This window comes from Streptomyces sp. AK02-01A (genome assembly GCF_033795305.1).
GTDB lineage: Bacteria > Actinomycetota > Actinomycetes > Streptomycetales > Streptomycetaceae > Streptomyces.
This window is the reverse complement of the sequence record NZ_JARBAE010000016.1, coordinates 84,818-102,959: the sequence shown is the minus strand read 5'-3', so window position 1 is coordinate 102,959 and position 18,142 is coordinate 84,818. Positions and strand designations below refer to the sequence as shown.

18 protein-coding genes are annotated in these 18,142 nt (G+C 69.6%); 6 read left to right on the top strand and 12 right to left on the bottom strand.

The annotated features are described in order from the left end of the window. Positions 1–27: 27 nt before the first annotated feature. From PV679_RS17430 to PV679_RS17420, 3 genes are all read right to left on the bottom strand, one after another. A complete protein-coding gene (locus PV679_RS17430; protein WP_319681189.1) occupies positions 28–228 on the bottom strand; it encodes a CDGSH iron-sulfur domain-containing protein in 201 nt (66 codons plus the stop codon). Further along, positions 209–862 (bottom strand): HemK2/MTQ2 family protein methyltransferase, encoded by a 654-nt coding sequence (locus PV679_RS17425; RefSeq protein ID WP_319681188.1) that lies wholly within the window; start codon positions 860–862, stop codon positions 209–211. Before PV679_RS17425 ends, PV679_RS17430 begins: the two co-directional genes overlap by 20 nt. 68 nt (positions 863–930) lie before the next feature. Beyond that, entirely contained in the window at positions 931–1,920 is a 990-nt protein-coding gene (locus PV679_RS17420) for an iron-containing redox enzyme family protein (RefSeq protein ID WP_319681187.1), read from the bottom strand. A 223-nt stretch (positions 1,921–2,143) separates the two neighbouring features. Here PV679_RS17420 and htpX point away from each other — a divergent pair, with 223 nt between their 5' ends. From htpX to PV679_RS17405, 3 genes are all read left to right on the top strand, one after another. Further along, a complete protein-coding gene (gene htpX, locus PV679_RS17415; protein WP_319681186.1) occupies positions 2,144–3,049 on the top strand; it encodes a zinc metalloprotease HtpX in 906 nt (301 codons plus the stop codon). Positions 3,050–3,101: 52 nt separating this feature from the next. After that, a complete protein-coding gene (gene pspAB / locus PV679_RS17410; RefSeq protein ID WP_319681185.1) occupies positions 3,102–3,686 on the top strand; it encodes a PspA-associated protein PspAB in 585 nt (194 codons plus the stop codon). A 266-nt stretch (positions 3,687–3,952) separates the two neighbouring features. Further along, positions 3,953–4,501 (top strand): EF-hand domain-containing protein, encoded by a 549-nt coding sequence (locus PV679_RS17405; RefSeq protein WP_319681184.1) that lies wholly within the window; start codon positions 3,953–3,955, stop codon positions 4,499–4,501. Between the two features lie 84 nt (positions 4,502–4,585). Here the strand turns inward: PV679_RS17405 and PV679_RS17400 are convergent, their stop codons facing one another. The 5 genes from PV679_RS17400 to PV679_RS17380 form a co-directional block, all read right to left on the bottom strand. After that, positions 4,586–6,061: a pyridoxal-dependent decarboxylase gene (locus PV679_RS17400; RefSeq protein WP_319681183.1), complete on the bottom strand. Its 1,476-nt coding sequence runs from the start codon at positions 6,059–6,061 to the stop codon at positions 4,586–4,588. After that, complete coding sequence (locus tag PV679_RS17395; RefSeq protein WP_319681182.1) at positions 5,943–7,334, bottom strand: hypothetical protein; 1,392 nt, start codon at positions 7,332–7,334, stop codon at positions 5,943–5,945. Before PV679_RS17395 ends, PV679_RS17400 begins: the two co-directional genes overlap by 119 nt. A gap of 69 nt (positions 7,335–7,403) precedes the next feature. Then, on the bottom strand, positions 7,404–9,080 hold the full coding sequence (locus PV679_RS17390; protein WP_319681181.1) for a carbamoyltransferase N-terminal domain-containing protein: 1,677 nt from the start codon (positions 9,078–9,080) through the stop codon (positions 7,404–7,406). A 58-nt stretch (positions 9,081–9,138) separates the two neighbouring features. Continuing rightward, entirely contained in the window at positions 9,139–9,936 is a 798-nt protein-coding gene (locus tag PV679_RS17385) for a class I SAM-dependent methyltransferase (protein ID WP_319681180.1), read from the bottom strand. A gap of 24 nt (positions 9,937–9,960) precedes the next feature. Beyond that, a complete protein-coding gene (locus PV679_RS17380; RefSeq protein ID WP_319681179.1) occupies positions 9,961–10,761 on the bottom strand; it encodes a class I SAM-dependent DNA methyltransferase in 801 nt (266 codons plus the stop codon). 262 nt (positions 10,762–11,023) lie between these two features. On the opposite strand from PV679_RS17380, the gene PV679_RS17375 reads away from it, so the two are divergent. From PV679_RS17375 to PV679_RS17365, 3 genes are all read left to right on the top strand, one after another. Further along, positions 11,024–12,052, top strand: a complete 1,029-nt coding sequence (locus tag PV679_RS17375) for a class I SAM-dependent methyltransferase (RefSeq protein WP_319681178.1) — start codon at positions 11,024–11,026, stop codon at positions 12,050–12,052. A 1-nt stretch (position 12,053) separates the two neighbouring features. Continuing rightward, the gene (locus PV679_RS17370) at positions 12,054–13,028 is read left to right on the top strand and encodes an alpha/beta hydrolase (protein ID WP_319681177.1); all 975 of its coding nucleotides are present in this window, start codon (positions 12,054–12,056) and stop codon (positions 13,026–13,028) included. Between the two features lie 144 nt (positions 13,029–13,172). Next, positions 13,173–14,411 carry a threonine synthase gene (locus PV679_RS17365; RefSeq protein ID WP_319681176.1) on the top strand — a complete coding sequence of 413 codons (1,239 nt, stop codon included), beginning with the start codon at positions 13,173–13,175 and terminating at the stop codon, positions 14,409–14,411. A 35-nt stretch (positions 14,412–14,446) separates the two neighbouring features. Here the strand turns inward: PV679_RS17365 and PV679_RS17360 are convergent, their stop codons facing one another. From PV679_RS17360 to PV679_RS17345, 4 genes are all read right to left on the bottom strand, one after another. Continuing rightward, positions 14,447–15,256: a family 1 encapsulin nanocompartment shell protein gene (locus PV679_RS17360; protein WP_319681175.1), complete on the bottom strand. Its 810-nt coding sequence runs from the start codon at positions 15,254–15,256 to the stop codon at positions 14,447–14,449. After that, complete coding sequence (locus PV679_RS17355) at positions 15,237–16,361, bottom strand: Dyp-type peroxidase (RefSeq protein WP_319681174.1); 1,125 nt, start codon at positions 16,359–16,361, stop codon at positions 15,237–15,239. The genes PV679_RS17360 and PV679_RS17355 overlap by 20 nt, the downstream gene beginning before the upstream one ends. A 227-nt stretch (positions 16,362–16,588) precedes the next feature. Further along, complete coding sequence (locus tag PV679_RS17350; RefSeq protein WP_319681173.1) at positions 16,589–16,735, bottom strand: hypothetical protein; 147 nt, start codon at positions 16,733–16,735, stop codon at positions 16,589–16,591. Between the two features lie 7 nt (positions 16,736–16,742). Next, positions 16,743–18,077, bottom strand: coding sequence for a GAF domain-containing SpoIIE family protein phosphatase (locus tag PV679_RS17345; protein ID WP_319681172.1), 1,335 nt, complete (start codon positions 18,075–18,077; stop codon positions 16,743–16,745). Between the last annotated feature and the right edge of the window lie 65 nt (positions 18,078–18,142).

Here is an 18,142-nt window from a genome sequence, read left to right as displayed (position 1 = left end):
ATGCCGCGGCCCACCGTCGTCATCCGTTCAGTCGCGGGCGCGGCGGCGGTGGCTGGTGTCGCACCAGGGATAGCGGCGGCTGCGCCCGCACGCGCACAGTGCGACACAGAAGCGGTCGGAGGTGACGGTGGTGCCGTCCTCCAGTGTGATCTCGACAGGGCCTTCCACCAGCGTGGGACCGTCCCGCTGGACGGTGATACGCCGGGGCTCACCAGGTGCGCCGGGCACGGACGACCACCAGCTCTTCCTTGTTCTGGCCCGCTTCCACCAGGCCCTGGGAGCGCAGCCAGCTCCGCCGGGCGTGCAGGACGGGGCCGAACGCCACATGGCGGCGCTCGCTGACAGCGGCGTCCAGGCCGGCCGCCCGCAGCCGCCGCAGGGTGGTTTCTTCCGCGCACAGCGCGGAGTGGACGATCAGCAGTACGCCGCCCGGTCGAAGGAGCGGAGGCGCTTCCTGGCAGATGCGGTCCAGCAGCAGCCGGCCGTCGTTTCCGGCGTCCCAGGCGCGGGCGGCCCGGTGTCCTGGCCGGCTGCCGGAGGGCGCGGGCACATAGGGCGGATTGGCCAGGATGACATCGAAGGTGCGTCCCGCGACGGGAGCCAGCAGATTTCCGCGCAGCACGCGGACCGGCAGGCGGGCCAGCCGGGCGTTCAGCCGGGCGCTGAACACGGACCGCCAGGAGATGTCGACGGCCGTCACCATGGCGCCGCGTTGGGCGGCGGCCAGAGCGAGCGCTCCGGTGCCGGTGCCGACATCGAGGGTCTCGGCCTGCGGCGGAAGCGCCTCGGCACGCAGCGCTTCGGCCAGCAGGGCCGTGTCGTCTTGCGGGGCGTAAACGCCCGGCAGGGCTATGAGAGTCACAGGGGCCTCACGCCTGAATGTACCGGGATGATCGGCACATTTCGCGTCGAGCGGTCGACGGATCCGGCTCAGACGGCTACCCGCAGTGAGCTTTTCTCCGCTCGCCAGCACGCGAGAAGGTGCTCGCCCAGGCGGTCCTCCAGATGGCCGGTGGCGTCGATGCCGAAGGCGATGTCCGCCGCCAGGTGCGGTTCCTCCTCCAGCAGACCGCCGATGACCTCGTGGCGTACGACCTGTTCGTGCACGGCGTCCGCCTCGACATGTTCGGTGTAGAAGAACTCCGCCGAGGGACCCGCTCCGGTGTTCTTCATGGCGAGCGCGAGACGGCGGGATCCCGGCGAGGAGGTGACCTCGACGGCGGCGAAGTGGCCCACCAGCGCTCCGCGCAGGCTTCGGTGCAGCCCCAGCAGGGACATCAGATTGACCGTGGCCAGCACGTGCGCGCATCCGGCGTCGAGGTAGTGGCCGTACGACGTGTCCAGGTCCAGGTCGGACATCAGGCCGGCGAACAGCCGCGCGTGCACGCGCTCCGCCCGTCCTCCGCCGTACTCGTCGAACTCCACGGCCGCCATGCCGGCCTTGGCCCGTCCCCACAGGCGCGGCAGCACCCAGGCATGCGGATCGGCTTCTTTGAGGTGGTACAGCGACCGCTGAGCCGCGTATTCGCGTATCTGCCAGAGCTGTCCCTCCTTCTGGAGGAAGTACGACACGCCGGTCCCGTTCACCGGTTCCACCAGCAGTTCCGCCAGCGCCGCGGCGGGCTCGTCGTGGCGGGTGGCGTCCGCGCGCAGGGCATCGAGAAACCGTCGCTCCAGGGCCGCGCGCAGCCGCAGCAGCTCCGGGTCCCACTCGTGCGAGGTGTCGACGCCGGCGAAGCCTCGGTAGTGCAGTTCGTAGCAGACATAGAGAGCGAGCTGAAGATCGTCTCCATAGGGATCGGCCCGCCGCGCCGCCGCCTCACCGGGCAGCGCCGCGCCGTCGCGCAGCCGGCCGATCACCGCCGCCGAGAGTCCTCCGCGGTCGCACGGCAGCGTAGGTCCTCGCTGGTCAATGGCCATGTATGAGATGTACCCGGAGATCGCCGCCGCGCAACGGCCGACCGTGTCAGGAAGCGAAAAGCGCCTTGGTCACTCATACGTGGTCCATGTCGAGCCGGTGACATCGGCGGCTGTCCCGCGATTCCGGCGCCATGACACCGCCGGGATCGGCCTTCCATATTTCGTCCTTATTCCGTTTCGTCACAAAAGGAGGAAAATTAACCCGAGAGCCCTGGAGGCGACGATGACAAGGACCCGCTACAGCCCGGACCACGGACTGACCACACGCATGGTGACCACCATGTTCCTGATCGGTCTGCTGTATGTGGTGCTGGTCGGTGTGCTGCTGGCGGTGTTGCGCGGCGCCTGGCCGGTCATCCTGATCGTCGTCGGCCTCCTCTTCATCGCCCAGTTCTGGTTCAGCGACAAGATCGCGGCCTTCGGCATGGGCGCTCACGTGGTCACTCCCGAGGAGGCGCCCGAGCTGCATGGCACCGTCGACAGGATCTGCGCCCTGGCCGACATGCCCAAGCCGCGGGTGGCGATCTCCCGCAGCGACATCCCGAATGCCTTCGCCACCGGACGGAGCGAGCGCAGCGCCCTGGTCTGTGCCACCACCGGCCTGCTGCGAAGACTGGAGCCCGAGGAGCTGGAAGGCGTGCTCGCGCACGAGATGTCGCATGTCGCGCACCGCGATGTCGCCGTCATGACCATCGCCTCGTTCCTGGGCGTGCTCGCGGGTCTGATCACCCGGATAGCACTGTGGAGCGGACTCGCCAGGAGCGCCAGGAACGCGGGCCCCGCCGGCCTGGCGATTCTGCTGATCCCGCTGGTCAGCGCGGTGGTGTATGTGATCGGCTTTCTGCTGACCCGGCTGCTCTCCCGCTACCGCGAACTCTCCGCCGACCGCGCCGCGGCCCTGCTCACCGGCCGTCCCTCGGCCCTCGCCTCCGCGCTGACCAAGGTCAGTGGCCAGATGGCGCGGATCCCGACCGAGGACCTCCGCAAGGCGGAGCCGTACAACGCCTTCTTCTTCGTGCCCGCTTTCGCGTCGAAGGAGAGCCTGGGCCGTCTGCTGTCGTCGCACCCGACGCTGGAACAGCGGCTGGAGCAGCTCGCCCGTATCTCCGTGGAACTCGCCCGCCCGTGACAACCGGCGCTGGGCCGTACTGAACAGCACCGAGCAGCGAGGAGCTTGTCCCGTGGGTCTTCTCGACACCATTCTCGGCCGGAGCAAACCGGTACGCCCCGATCTCGACCAGCTCTTCGCTCTGCCGTCCGCCGCCCTCACCCTCCAGGCCGGCGCCGGCTTCGCTCCCACGGGCCTCGGCTCGGTGTGCTTCGCGGGCGTCGAAGGCGGCGGATTCGCGCGGATCCGGCAGGACGTACGGGATCTGCTCGACGCGGACGCCGGGCGCGCCGGTTCTCCCGTGGAGTTCACCGAGGACTCGTACGGCTACACCTGGCTGCTCGTCCGGCAGGCGGCCGACGACACGGCCGGTCTGGTCAACGATCTGCACGCGGTCAATACGCTTCTCCAGGACGGCGGTTTCGGCCCGCAGCTCCTCTGTTCGCTGCTCGGCTTCCGGGACGGTGAACAACGGCCTCTCGCGCTCGTCTACCTCTACAAGCGCGGCACCTTCTATCCTTTCGCGCCGCTGCCCGGTAGCACCGAGAAGCGTGACAACCAGCGTGAGCTGCAGGTCAGAGCGGTGCTGGGAGAAGACCTGCGGATGGAGCCGGACCTCGCGCGCTGGTTCCCCGTCTGGGGAGCGCCGGGCCTCTGAGCGCCTGTCATGCCCAGTCACGCCTGTCATCAGGACCAGTGAAATCAACGGGTTCAAGGCGTCGTCTCCGGCGGCTGCTGTAAACGGGTGAGCTGGTTGATCAGTCGGGCGGATCGCCTCGCCGCGGCCTTGTATTGGCGTCTGCACACGGGTTCACTTAGTCACACACAGTGTCGACTCGTGCACGCCGCGTGACGTTCTGCATGGCAGTCGGGCGCGGTAGGACGCAGCAGGCGCAGCCCCCGGCGAAAAGAGAGATTCCCAGCATGGTGACCAACGCGATCAAGAACAAGTCCCAGCGACTGTTCGACATGATGGACGAGAACCGCAACGGCGTCATCAGCGCCAAAGACCTCCAGCTCACTGCCGAGCGGCTGATCGACGCGTTCGGCGTCGCCGAGTCGGCCAAGGCCCGCCAGGTCATCAACAGCTACACCAAGGTGTGGGAGGAGCTCGCGGCGCAGGCCGACACGGACGGCGACGGCCAGATCAGCCGTGCGGAGTTCGAGTCGGCTTTCGCGGGCGCCGACCAGGGCAAGGGCCTGCAGGCGATCAACCGTGCCATCGACGCGGAGTTCGAGCTCGCGGACAGTGACGGCGATGGAATGCTCAGCCGGGACGAACTGAGCCGGATGCTGCGCGCGTTCAGGGTTCCGCAGTCCGAGCTGGACACGGCCGTGGCGGCCCTGGACCAGGACGGCGACGGTCAGGTCTCCGCCGAGGAGTACCGCGCGGCGATGCGCGAGTTCTACCTCAGCGACGACCTGACGACGCCCGGCAGCCAGCTCCTCGGCCGTATCCGCGCCGCGGTCTGATCCTGTCCCATCACCGACCGCCCGTCGGCCATCCGGCCGACGGGCGGTTCCGTGTACGGACAGGAAGAGGCCCCAGGCCAGGCCCTACCCGGCGCCTCGTCCGTGAGACTGGTCGAGGCCGGAGGCGAGAAGCCGGTCCGCTTCCCGCACCAGGCACTGCCATGCCTGCTCCACGTGGTGCGGCCGGGTGAAGGTGCCGCCTGTGGCGATGCGCAGTGTGATCCGGCCGTCGATCCTGCTGTGGGTGAGAAAAGTGGTTCCTGAGGCGTTGACCCTGTCCAGCAGTCGTCGGCCCGCTTCGTCCGCGTCGGTGCCCGGTGGTGTGCGCAGCCGGAAACACACCAACGAGAGCGGGTGCGGTGCGGTGAGTTCGAAGCGCTCGTCGGCGCGAATCCATTCGGCGAGCCGGGCCGCCGTGGCGACGCCCTCGCGGATGTGCCGGCGCAGTCCCTCGACGCCGTACCAGCGGATGACCGCCCACAACTTGAGCGCGCGGAATCTGCGGCCCAGTGGGATCTGCCAGTTCCGGTAGTCGGTGACCAGGCCCGATTCCGACGGAGCGTTGCGCAGGTACTCGGGCAGGATCGTCAGCGCGCCGGTGAGCCAGGCGCGGTCGGCGACCCAGAAGGTGTCGCAGTCGAAGTTGGTCAGCAGCCACTTGTGCGGATTGGTGCAGTACGAGTCGGCGTATTCGGCGACACCGTCATTGAGCCAGCGCAGCTCCGGGCAGACCGCGGCGACCCCGGCGTACGCGGCGTCCACATGCAGCCAGATCCCGTGCTCACGGCTGACGCGTCCGATGGCCGCCACCGGGTCGACGGCGGTGGTCGAGGTGGTGCCGACCGTCGCCACGGCCAGCAGCGGAGTGATGTCGTCGGCCAGGTCCCGCAGGACCAGGGTGCGCAGATGGTCGGCATCGAGGGCGAGCGTCGCCGGATCGGTGCGTACGTATCTGACGGTCCGTTCGCCGAGTCCGGTGATCACGGCCGCTTTGACCGCCGAGGAGTGTGTCTCCGCGGTGACATAGATTCCGTACCGCCGCGCGCCGACTCCGTCGCTCCTGACCGCTCCCTTGCCGGCCCGCTGGAGCGCGGCGACAAGGGAGACCAGAAGGGCGCTGGAGGCGGTGTCCTGGATGACGCCGCCGCCGCGGCTGCCGGAGCGGAAATGGTCCGGCAGGCCGAGGATCTCCACCAGCCAGTCGAGGACGTGCTCTTCCATCTCGGTGCACGCGGGGCCGGTGGCCCAGGACATGCCCTGGACACCGAGACCGGCCGAGAGCAGGTCCGCCAGGACGGCCGGGCCGGACGTGTTGGCCGGGAAGTAGCCGAAGAACCGCGGATGCTGCCAGTGCAGCAGGCCGGGAACGACGATGTCGTCCATGTCGCGCAGCAGCGACTCGAAGGGTTCGCCGCGTTCGGGAGGACGGGCGGGAAGCAGGCTACGTACCTGACCCGGCTCGACGTCCGGGGCCACCGGAAGGGATTCGAGGCGTTCCCAGTAGTCGGCGATCCAGTCGACGGTCGCGTGACCGTACTGGCGGAACTCCTGGGGCGTCATGTGGTCCACCCGGTGTCTCCTGCCTGTCGTGGTGCGTCAGCAGCGGTGCGTTCATATGCCGGCTCAGATAGGAGACGCCGTCGGTTCTCCCGGTCCCGGGTACGTCCCCGATGATCCGTCTGGCCACCCCGTGGTGGGCCCGCTTCCAGCGCAGCCACGCGGTGTCCACGGCCGCGACAGCGTCTTCCAGCCGGACTGCGGCCGGCACTTCGAGAGTGAGCCGCAGCCCTTCGAGCGCCTGGCCCAACGGCACGTCCGGGAGCGGCGAACCGGCCACCGGCACCGCCGTCAGCAGCTCGGGCCGCAAGGCCCGCTCTCCGCGGCAGTACCGCTCCAGTGCGGCGAAGGCGGGTGACTGCAGCGCCCCCGTGCCATAGGTGGCGGCGCGGATTCGGGCGAACTGCCCGGCGTCGATGGTGGAGACGATGTGGAACAGCCGCGCGGCGTGACGCAGTGTGCGGGTGAGCGCGCCCAGCCGGGACACCAGCTCGGGCAGTTCGCGCGGTCCGCAGCGGCCGGCGTCGGCGGCCTGCGCGGCGGCCGCGCCGGAGAGGATCTCCATGATCTGCACCGAGCGGTTGAACAGATACTCGTCCGGCTCGGTCGTCGCCGGCAGTGGTGTGCACTCGACGATCCGGCGCAGCGCCGATGGCCGGTTCCGGCAGAGGCCGGAGATCAGCCGGGCACAGAACCGCAGCGCGGTGTCGGGGCCGAGTGGCCGGGGCCGCGCGGAATCCGGGCTCAGCGCCTGGCGCAGGTCGCCCGCCAGCCGGGTCGCGGCGGCCGAACGCGCACCGGACCGGCCGCGGTGAGCCATGCGCAGTTCGTGCTGGATCAGGTCGGCCACGAGCGCCGCGCTCAGCACGTTCGCGGTCTCCTCGTAACCGGTTGTACCGGCTCGGCAGTACTGGTCGAGCAGGCCGCACATGGTGTAGGTCTCGTAGGTCTGTGTCGCGGTGGCGGTGGCGGTCGCGCAGCGCAGCCAGTGGGCGGTGAACCAGCTCTCGGCGGGCGCGGTTCCGGCCCGTGACCACGCCGTGGCGGCGGCCTCCACCAGAGCCGCGGCCAGTTCGGCGGGCAGCGCGCCCGTCCCGTACGCCCGCAGCGTCCGAGTCGCCTCGGTGAACGGGAACTCCGGGGCGGAGGCGGCCGGGCCCGCCGTGTGCGCCGCGCGCGACCAGGCCCGGATCGCCGTCGGCACATGCCCGTGCCGCGCGCTCGCGCGGCCGTCGGCGTGCACCGGGTCCGGTCCGCCGCGGTCCTCGTCAGACATCTCGGCTGGTGCCTTCCTGGTCGGTCCGGGTCTGGTGTGCGCCAGTCCGGCTCCGGCGTGCGGTGACGGTCACGGACGGCGTGTATGGAGGAGTCCGTCGCACCAGATGGAATCGACGCGGTCCCAGCGCGCCGCCGCCTCGACGGAAGGAAAGAAGCCGCGGCCCTTGCGGTTGGCGCTGGTGTTGCACAACACGGGGATTCCGCTGAGCTCTTCGTAGGCGGTCAGCACCTCGGCCAGGAAGGCGTTGTCGCCGGGGCTGACGGTCTGGAGCCTGGCGGTGCCGTCCAGATGCACCACGGCCGGAATCCGGTCGGCCCATCCGGGCCTCACCGCGTGGTCGAAGAGCATGTACGGATCGGGACAGCCCGGCGAGAAGATCTCCGGGGCGCGGCTCTCCAGACAGACGGGAGCGACCGGCCGGTAGAACTCGCGGTCCTTGATGTCATTGAGGACATCCCTGGTCTTCAGGTCGGTGGCCGGCGCGAGAATGCTGCGTCCGCCCAGCGCGCGCGGTCCGAGTTCCGCGCGCCCGTGCAGCACGACGACCGGCTCGCCGCTCTCGTGCAGCACCTTGGCCAGCTCCGCCGCTCCGCACGGCCGGGACCGCCATCCCGACAGCTCCGCCGTGGGAACGACATCGGGACCGCGGTGGACGCTCCAGCGCAGCCGGGTGCCGCCGTGATGCACCATCTCGGCGACGGCTGTGCCCAGAGCCGCCCCGGAGTCGTTGGGAAAGGGCGGGATCCATACATCGGCGAACAGACCGCTGGATCGGACGGCACTGTTCCATTTGATGTTGAGGGCGCATCCGCCGGCCAGACAGAGGTTCGGTGCCGGGCCGCCCGTGGCCTCGGCGGTACGCGCGCGCAGCGCGGCCAGCAGCCTGTCGCCGAGGTAGCCCTGGAAGCTCGCGATGAGATCCGCGTCGGAGGAACCGGGCCACAGCCGGGCACGGTCCCGGCCGATGCGCAGGCCGAGCTCCGTCGCGGTGTCGAAGCTGAGCGGGAGGCGGGCGAGTTCGGCGTCGAAGACCGGATAGAAGTCCGGTTCGTCCTGGCCGAGGGCCGCGTACGCCATGGCCTTGCCCGCGACATCGAGATGGCGCGGGCTCGCGTGCCCGTCGACGGGCCGGTCCTGGACACCGGTCCGGCGGAAGGGCTCGAACTGGGCGGCGAAGTCGGCGAAGGCACTGCCGTAGACCGGGAACAGCGGGCCGAGGCTCGTCACTCGCAGCGGTGCGGGCTCGACCCGGTACAGACGCGGGACCATGCCGCCGTCCCAGACCAGTACCAGGGCCGGTTCCTCGCGGGCGGCGTACGGGCTGGTGCAGTAGGCGCCGAGCAGGTGCTGTGCGGCGTGGTGGTAGCTGCTGTAAGGGACGGTGCACGGGCCCAGTGGCAGTCCGTCGAAGGTGTACCGGCGCAGCGGATCCGGCCGCGGCGCGGTGTCGGGCTCGCAGTAGGGCGCCACCTCCACCGTCACCGGGCGGCCGGTGTGTGTCACCCGCAGCAGAGGGCGCGACTCGCCCGGCGCGGCGAACCAGCCGTCCACCACGAAGCGGTCGATGTCGCCCGGCCGGATGCCCTCGCGCGCCAGGATCTCCTCCACGGCCTCCAGGCGGTTCAGCGGCTGGAAGCGCGGGCTGTCGTCCAGCTTCTCCATCTCGATGCTGAACAGCAGGTCGTTGCCGTCGATGACGGCGATACCGCCGTCATGGGTGAGTTTGAGCCCGCAGAGGAGCACTGGCAGTTCCTTCCCGGTGGCCTGGCGTACGACCGGACACGTTGTGCGGATACGGGCCTCAGGCCCGGGTGAGCGTCCACGTCTCGTAGTGGGTGGAGTCGCCGGCGGGCTCGGACGAGTAGTTGTCGAAGACCGCGATATCGGTGAAGCCCGCTTCCACGGCGGCTTCGCGAACCGCGTCGCGGTCCAGTACGTACAGCCGGTGCAGTTCTCTGGCCGCGGTGTAGGAATCCTTCGCCGGGCCCTCCGTCCTGAGGAACTGGGTGTACGTGAGGTCGGAGAAGGCCCCCGAGCGGTCGTGCTCGAATTTCCAGATGAACGCCAGATCGCCCAGGTCGCCGGCCCAGATCTGAGCGAAGTCGTTTTCCAGCCTGCGGCGGGACAGGATGTCGAAGACGAACGAGCCGCCGTCGCGCAGAGTGAGCGCCACCGCGTGAAATGTCTTGAGGAGACTGTCCAGGTCCGGCATGTAGTTGAGCGCCGCCGCCGGACACACCACGGCGTCGAACTCCTGTCGCACCGGGATCTCCGGGAGCTCCGCCCGGATCAGCGGCACTCGGTCGCCCAGCCGGTTCCTCGCCTCCTGGAGCATGGTCTCCGAGCGGTCGAGACCGGTGACCGAATACCCGAGGGCGGCCAGTTGTTCCAGCATCAGGCCCGTACCGCAGCAGATTTCGAGGACCTCGCCGACCGGCCGGCCACGGTCCGACCACAGGCGTCGCAAGAAGGCCGCCATATGCGGACGCGGGCTCTCTCCCCACTTCTCGATCGCCCATTCGGCCAGCCGGTCATAGGTGTCGGCGGTCGCGGCGTACGGCTCCGGATAACCGGCAGACAGACAGGGCTGTCCCTTCATTTCCACTCCTTGTGGGCTGGTTGGCTACGCACGAGTGAAGGTCCAGGTCTCATAGAGCGTGGCATCATGAGCCGGCCCGTCCGTGTAATTGTCGTGGACAGCCGTGTCGATAAATCCTGAATCGCGTGCGACACGGCGGATCAGCTCGGGATCCAGAACATAGAGCCGATGTAGTTCGATGGTTTTTTCGTACGAATCCGCTGGATTTCCTTCGCGGTGGAGAAACTGCGTATACGTCGCATCGCAGTAATCACCGGAGGGAGCGTTCTCGAATTCCCAGATGAACGCCAGATCGCCCAGGTCGGCCGCCCACACATCACTGCCCGCGTGGCCGTCCATCATCGCCCGGCCGAGGATGTCGAAAACGAACGATCCGCCGGGACGCAGCACACCGGCCACCGACCGGAAGGTCGCGGCGAGGTCGTCCTCGCCCGACATGTAGTTGAGCGCCGCGCCGGAGCTGATCACGGCGTCGAACTGCCTGCTCACAGGGATCGACGGGAGTTCGGCCAGTACCAGCGGCACCTCGGGGCCGAGGCGCTCGCGCGCGTGTCCCAGCATCGCGGCCGACCGGTCAAGACCGGACACCTCGAAACCTCTGAGGGCGAGCTGTTCCAGCATCAGGCCGGTGCCGCAGCAGATCTCCAGAACATTCCTGACGGCGGGGAAACGGCTCGCCCAGTATTTCTGCAGGAAGTCCGCCCGCTCCGGGCGGGGTTTCTCTCCCCACTCGCTGACGATCCAGTCGTCCAGCCGGTCATAGGCGTCCGCGATGGCGTCGTACAGGTCCGGAAATCCTTCCGGCGGGCAAGGTTGCCCCTTCATTCGCTCTCCTTAGGCCGGTCGCGGACCACTGTAAGGGCTGTCCCGTAATCCCTGGTGGATCAGCACGCGGCGGCGGACAAGAGCGGTACCTTCCGCGCCGCACGGGGTTCGTTCACCTGTCCGGCCGAATATCCTCACCCGAACGTGGGCCCGCATTGTCCGGGACCGGAGAACGCCTATAGCCTTCCGCAGCGTTTGCCGGACGCACCACTGCCCGGGGACCGTGTCACGCCCGTCGCCGAAGAACAGGGGTCATCTCGCGATGACGAGTGAGGTCGCACGCCTCTATGAGGCTTTTCCCTTTCCGTCTCCGGAACCGGATTCCGGACTGATCGACGTGGTCGCCCGGGAGATGCCGCTCGTGCTGAGCGACTCGTCGCTGGACGGCCGGCGCGTGCTCGACGCGGGCTGCGGCACCGGGCACACACTGGTGGCGCTCGCCCTGCGGCACCCGGAGGCACGTTTCACCGGAATGGACGCCTGCCGGCGCTCCCTCGGCGTGGCCCGTCACCTCGCCGAGCGGCACGGTGCGACCAATGTCGACTTCGTCCACGGCACCATGCCGCACCTCGGTCTGACGGACCGCTTCGATCTGATCATCTGCTTCGGTGTGCTGCACCACCTGCCCGATCCCCGTGCCGGGCTGAGCTGGCTGACCGAGCACCTCAACACCGACGGCCTGCTGCATCTGTGGCTGTACAACGCCCTCGGAGAGCACGGCCGCATGCTCGACCGTGAACTCGTCCAGCTCCTGGCACCGCCCGGCGGCCCGGCCGCCGGGCTGGAGACCGTGCGCAAGCTCGGACTCACGCTGCCCCTCGCGGAGTACGGCTTTCCCTCCGGCTGGAACGGCTCGGCGCTCAGCCGGGCCGAGCAGGACGTCTTCGACGCGGACGCCTATGTCAACCCCGTGGTCCGGCCCATGCGCTTCGGCGACATGCCCCGGCTCTTCGACGGACTCGGTATGGACTGGCTGGCCGCCGACCGGGTCTACTTCCCGGGAGGCGTGAAGTTCATCGATCTGGACGGCATCGAACCGGACAATGACCTGTACGTACGTCCCGAGAGCCTGATCGGCGACGCGGCCCTGCGCGTACGGCTCGCCGCACTCGGCAGTCTCGACCGGGTCCGCGCGCTGGAACTGCGGTTGCGCCCGACCGGCTTCCGCGTGCTGGCCGGCCGGGGCGCGAGCCTCGACCGCTGTGTCCCCCGGATCAAAGGCAATCTGCTGCCGCTGCCGGGCCGGACACCCGCGGACATGCGGGCCGGCCACCGTGACGAGGTCCGCTGACATGCCACTCGACCCGAGGATCGCCGCTTTTCTGGACGCTCACGCGGCAGGGCCCGCCATGCAGGACATGCCTCTGGAGGATTTCCGCGCGGCCATCGAAGCCATCGTGGAGTGCTGCGCGCCGGCCGCCGCGGTGCCGGTCGTCAAGGATCTGTCGGTACCAGGTCCGGCCGGGCCGGTTCCCGTACGGCTCTACCATCCCAGGCCCGGAACCGTCCTGCCGATCGTCGTGTACTTCCACGGCGGCGGCTGGATGACCGGCAGCATCGACCACATGGACCCGGTGTGCCGGAACCTGGCCGAGGAGACCGAGGCCGTCGTCCTCAACACCGGATACCGGCTGGCACCCGAGCACCCGTTCCCCGCGGCCCTCGACGACGCGCGCGCGGTCACCGCGTGGGCTGCCGCCAACGGCGCCTCGTTCGGCGGCGACGCCGCACGGCTGGCCGTCGCCGGAGACAGCGCGGGAGCCAATCTGGCCACCGTCGTGGCCGCGCTCGCCCGTGACACCGGCGGACCCCGGATCGCTCACCAACTCCTCATCTGCCCGGCGCTCGACACGGCCATGGACACGGAGTCCTACCGGGAACTGGCGGACGGATACGGCTGCACCCACGACCTCATGCGGCTGTGCTGGCGCACCTATCTGGGGATGCCCGAAGAGTCCTTCCGCGACGCGCCGTGGCAGGCCGTGCCCATGCGCGCTCCCGACCTGACGGGGCTGCCACCGGCCACCGTACTGACCATGGAGTACGACCCACTGCGTGACGAGGGCGAGGCCTACGCGCGGAGGCTGGCGGCCGCCGGAGTGCCGGTGGACGTCACACGCTGTCTCGGCCTCATCCACTGCGCTCTGCACATCGAAGGCGTCGCGCCGCGCGCCGGCCGGGTCCGGGAGCTCGCGGTCGGAGCACTTCGGTCGGCCTTCGCGCTCACCGCAGTACCGGTCTCCGGCACCGCGGTCCTCCAGGAGTGACTCGGGCCGCGCCGTGAGCGACCGGAGCGCGACGGTGCGAAGCTCCGCCGGACCGCGCTCCGGCCTTGACGAAACGATCACCGTGGGATCTCCTCGGATCCAGGCGCCGGTCCCCCGGCGTCTCCCGATCGCCTGAGGAGCGTTATGCCGACCGCGTTTTTCTCGGCCCTGTCCCATCTTGAGTGCTCCAGGACCGGCGCGGTCAGCGACGCCGACGTGGTGCAAGGGACCTCCGAGGCGGGCGCGCCGCTGCTGGCCCGCTATGACCTCGAACGGGTCGGGGCCACCGTGAGCAGGGAGGAGATCGCGGGCCGCGCGCCGGATCTCTGGCGCTACCGGGAGCTGCTGCCGGTGCGGGAGCGGCGCCATGTGATCACCCTCGGCGAAGGAATGACACCGCTGCTGGAACTGAGGCGTTACGGTGCGAGCGTCGGCGTGCCCGGACTGCGGATGAAGGACGAGGGCCTCATCCCGACCGGCACCTTCAAGGCGCGCGGCGCCGCCGTCGGCGTCTCCCGCGCGGCGGAGCTCGGTGTGACCGGCATCGCGATGCCCACCAACGGCAACGCCGGCGCGGCGTGGTCGGTGTACGCGGCCCGGGCCGGCCTGCGCAGCCTGATCGCCATGCCGGTCGACGCCCCGGAGATCACCCGTACCGAGTGCGTGGTCTCCGGGGCCGAGCTGTATCTGGTGGACGGTCTGATCGGAGACGCGGGCAAGCTGGTGGCCGCCGCGGTCGCCGAGCGGGACGGCTTCCAGGAGGTCTCCACGCTCAAGGAGCCGTACCGCCTCGAAGGCAAGAAGACGATGGGGTACGAGATCGTCGAGCAGTTGGGCTGGCGGGCGCCCGATGTCATCCTCTATCCGACCGGCGGCGGAGTCGGGATCATCGGCATCTACAAAGCGCTGCTGGAGATGCGGGAACTCGGCTGGCTGACCGGTGACCTGCCGCGGCTGGTCGCCGTGCAGGCGACCGGCTGCGCACCGATCGTCGAGGCCTTCGAGCGCGGTGACAGCGAGAGCGTGGCCTTTCCCGACGCCCGGACGGTGGCCTTCGGCATCACCGTTCCCAAGGCGCTCGGTGACTTCCTCGTGCTGGACGCGGTCCGGCGGACCGAGGGCACCGCCATCGCGGTGACCGACGAGGAACTGCTGGCCGCGCAGGGAGCGCTGGCCCGTATCGAGGGAGCGTTCGTCTGTCCGGAGGGCGCGGCCTGTTTCGCGGCGGTGGACCGGCTGCGTGCGTCCGGCTGGCTGCGCGGCGACGAGAACGTGGTCGTACTCAACACCGGCACCGGTCTCAAGTATCCCGAGACCGTCCCCGTCGATGTCCCCACCCTGCCGGTGCACGGTCGGATCCCCGGTGCGCCGCAGGCGCGTTGAGGCGGATCGGGGACCCGGCTCTCACGCCGTCACCCTCAATCCCGTCCGGTCGCCGCGAGCGCCACCGCGGCCTCGCTCGTGTACATCAGGAAGGTCAGCGTCTCCTGGAAGTAGAGGCGGACGCTCGTGTCGTCGTGGGCCAGATAGCCGATGGAGACGTCCTGGCCGATGCGGAGTTCGAAGTCGCCGCCCCGTGTGGACAGCAGGAAGGCGCCGTCGATGGCGGGCGCCCAGATGATCTCGCCGTCCAGGACCCGGTCTATGTGGTTGTGAATGGGATAGCCGTGGTCGGACGTCTCGTTGACGGCGGTGTAGGCATCGGCGCTGAGCGCCAGCGTGTACGCGCCGCCGACACCCGCGAGCCGAAGAGTGCTCACGGCCTGGCTGATGGCGTCCGGATAGTCGCGTACCTCGGCCGGCAGGGAGAGTTCCGGATGGGACGTGCTCTTCCGGATACCCGCGATGCCCGCTTCCGGGTATCCCTCGAACACCGCGCGGTCCTCGGCGAACGCGATCTTCCGCGCGGCGTCCTTCACCGGCTGCCAGTCCGCGTCCTTGGCCCCGCGCTCGACATCGTCGGCCTGCCGGCGGTCGACCGTGAAGGGCACGCGCAGTTCAAGAACCGGCTGCGACCGGCGCGTACGGGCGACGATTCCGGCCGCCGGAGGGTCGATGTCCGCCAGATGTCCGGTGCCGACCGCCGCCATCTCGGTGCCCGCGGGCTCGGGCACATCGACGATCCGGCGCCCGGCCACATGGCGCTTGAAGGTGCGGCGCGCCTCCTCCTCCAGGTCGGCCCACGCGGCCTCGGAGATGGGCGCCAGTTCACGGTGCAGGTTCCTCATCGAAGGTGCTCCTCTTCAGGTTGCCGATCCCCAGCGAGCCGTCGTCCTCGAATGGAGGCCCGGCCGCCGGTGCGGCGTCCGCCGGTCCGGCGGCCCCGTCCCCGGGCTCTGTCCCGGTCTGCGGACCGGTCTCCACATCGGTCTCCGAATCGAGCGGACCCGGTGGATCCGGCAGGTCGTCGAGGAAGTCGGCGCTCGGTGCGAAGAACAGCGTGCCGGTCACCGCGGTGGAGAAGTCGAGGATCCGGTCGTGATCGGCCGGCCGCTTTCCCAGAAACATGTTCCGCAGCATCTCCTCGGTGACGGCGGGAGTTCGCGCGTAGCCGATGAAGTAGGTGCCGAACTCGCCTCGCCCGGCGCTGCCGAAGGGCATGTTGTCGCGGAGGATCTGACGCTGTGTGCCATCGGGGCCGGTGATCGTGTTCAGTGCGACATGCGAGTCGGCCGGCTTGACGTCGTCGTCCATCTCGATGTCGGTCAGCTTCGAGCGGCCGATCACCATCTCCTGGGCCTCGACCGGCAGGGCGTTCCACGCCTGGAGATCATGCAGATACTTCTGCACGATCACATAGCTTCCGCCGGCGAACTCCGCGTCCTCGTCACCGATCAGGACCGCCGCGCTCGCCGCGGGTCCGACCGGATTCTCGGTCCCGTCCACAAAGCCGAGCAGGTCACGTACGTCGAAGTACTTGAAGCCGTGCACCTCGTCACAGACCGTCACGGAGCCGCGCAGCCGGTCCATGATCTGGGAGGCCAGCGCGAAGCAGAGATCGAGCCGCGCCGCCCTGATGTGGAAGAGCAGATCGCCGGGCGTGGACACGGCACGGTGTCTGGCGCCGACCAGTTCGCGGAGCGGATGCAACTCGGCCGGTCGCGGCCCGCCGAACAGCCGGTCCCACGCCTGTGAGCCGATCCCGGCGACACAGCTCAGCTCGCCGCGCGGCGCCCGGAAACCAACAGCTCGCTGGAGCCCCGACAGGTCGGACAGCAGTCCCCGCACGACGGGTTCACCACCCGTGTCGACCGTCACCACCAGGAAGATCGCCGCTCCGGTCAACGGGCTCAGCACCGGCTGCGGCACCGTCTCCGGGGCGGGAGAGGCCATCGCCGGACACCTCCTCACTCGTCATGTGCGGGGCGGACCCGAAGGCGCGGGCCACTTCCGTACCGCATGACGGGTTGACCGGGACGGCCGCGGGCCCTCCGCCTGCCCGGCATGCCCGGCGGTCCGGGGCCTTCGGTGCCTTCGTGTGCGCCGGACGCCCCGGGCCTTCTTCATTGTCCTTCGGGGCCACACGCCCCGCATCCGGTGGCAGCCGGGGGCGCCGGGAGTCATCCGGCCGAGTCGTCGTCACAAGCGCCTGGTACGGAACGGCTGTCCGCGTCCGGTTCCGGAGCGGTGTCCGCGTCGGCGAGAAGCCGGAACAGGGCCTCGATCCGGCGGGAGAGCTTGGCTGGGTCGGCTTCGCGGAGGACCACGTGCGGTTCAGCCCTCGTGCGCGGCCGGAGGCGTCCGTACGACAAGGACGGCCAGATCGTCGCGCCCGTCGCTGGGATGGTCGTCGGCCAGGAGCCGGCAGAGCTCGTCCACGGGCAGCGCGGCATGCGCGGAAGCCAGGTCGGCGAGCGTGCGCAGACCGGCGTCGATGGGCATGTGGTGATGCTCGATGAGGCCGTCGGTGAAGAACACGACGGTGGCACCGGCCGGAAGGACATGCGTGCGGTCGTGCCGGGGCCGGTCGGGCTCCACTCCCAGAGGCAGACACGGCTCGATGTCGAGATAGCGGGCCGGTTCGCCGGGAGCCAGGAGGAGCGGCGGAGGATGACCGGCGCTGCTCCACCGCACCGTCCAGGCGTCACCGTGTGGCTCGATGAGGGCCACCAGCACGGTGGTGACGAGGTCGGCGCTGACGGTCTTGAGCGTGAAGTCCAGTTGTGTCAGGACGGCGCTGGGCGAGGCGGGCTGCGTACAGAGCAGGGCGCGCAGCATATTGCGGGTCTGGGACATGGCGGCCGCGGCGGTCAGGTCATGACCGCTGACATCGCCGATGACGGCGGCGCAGATGCCGTCGGGCAGGACCAGCACGTCGTACCAGTCACCGCCGAGGTGATTGGGCTTGGCCGCCGGACGGTAGACGGCGGCGGCCGTGAGAGGCCACGGGTCGGGAAGCTGTGGCAGCAGAAGCCGCTGGAACCGCTCGGCCTCCGAGCGGACCCGCTCATAGAGACTGGCCTTTTCGATGGCCACGGCGGCTGCTCCGGCCAGCGCGACGACGACATCCTCGTCATGGGAGTCGAACGGCTGCCCGTCCAGCCTCTCCGACAGATACAGGTTGCCGTAGACACGGCCCTGGACGATGACGGCGACGCCCAGCAGCGTCTTCATGGGCGGATGACCGGGCGGGAAGCCGGCCGCCGCCGGGTGCCCGGCGATGTCCTGGACCCGCAGCGGCTCGGGATCCTGGATCAGCTTGCCCAGCAGCCCCCGGCCGCGTGGAAGCTCGACACCCTCAAGGTCCGCGAGTTCCTCGCTGTTCAAACCCTCGGGAATGAACCGCGAGAGCCATTCGCCGTCCTCGCCGAGCACTCCCATGGCGCCGTAGCGGGCTCGTACGAGTGCCATCGCACTGGTCACGATCCGGCGCAGCAGGACGGACAGCTCGGTCTCACGGCTCAGGGCCAGCATCGCCGTCAGCAGGATCTGGAGCTTTTCCTGGGCCTGCCCCAGCTCGGTGAGTTTCTCGCCGATGCGCCGGAGGTCGTCGTCCAGCGGCAGACGCACCTCGGGATGTCCGGCCGCGCGGCCTTCTTCCGGGTCCACTGGTCACCACTCCCTTGCCCACGGCGGCGTGAGGAGCCGCCGCGCTCCGACCGCCCGGTGTTCAG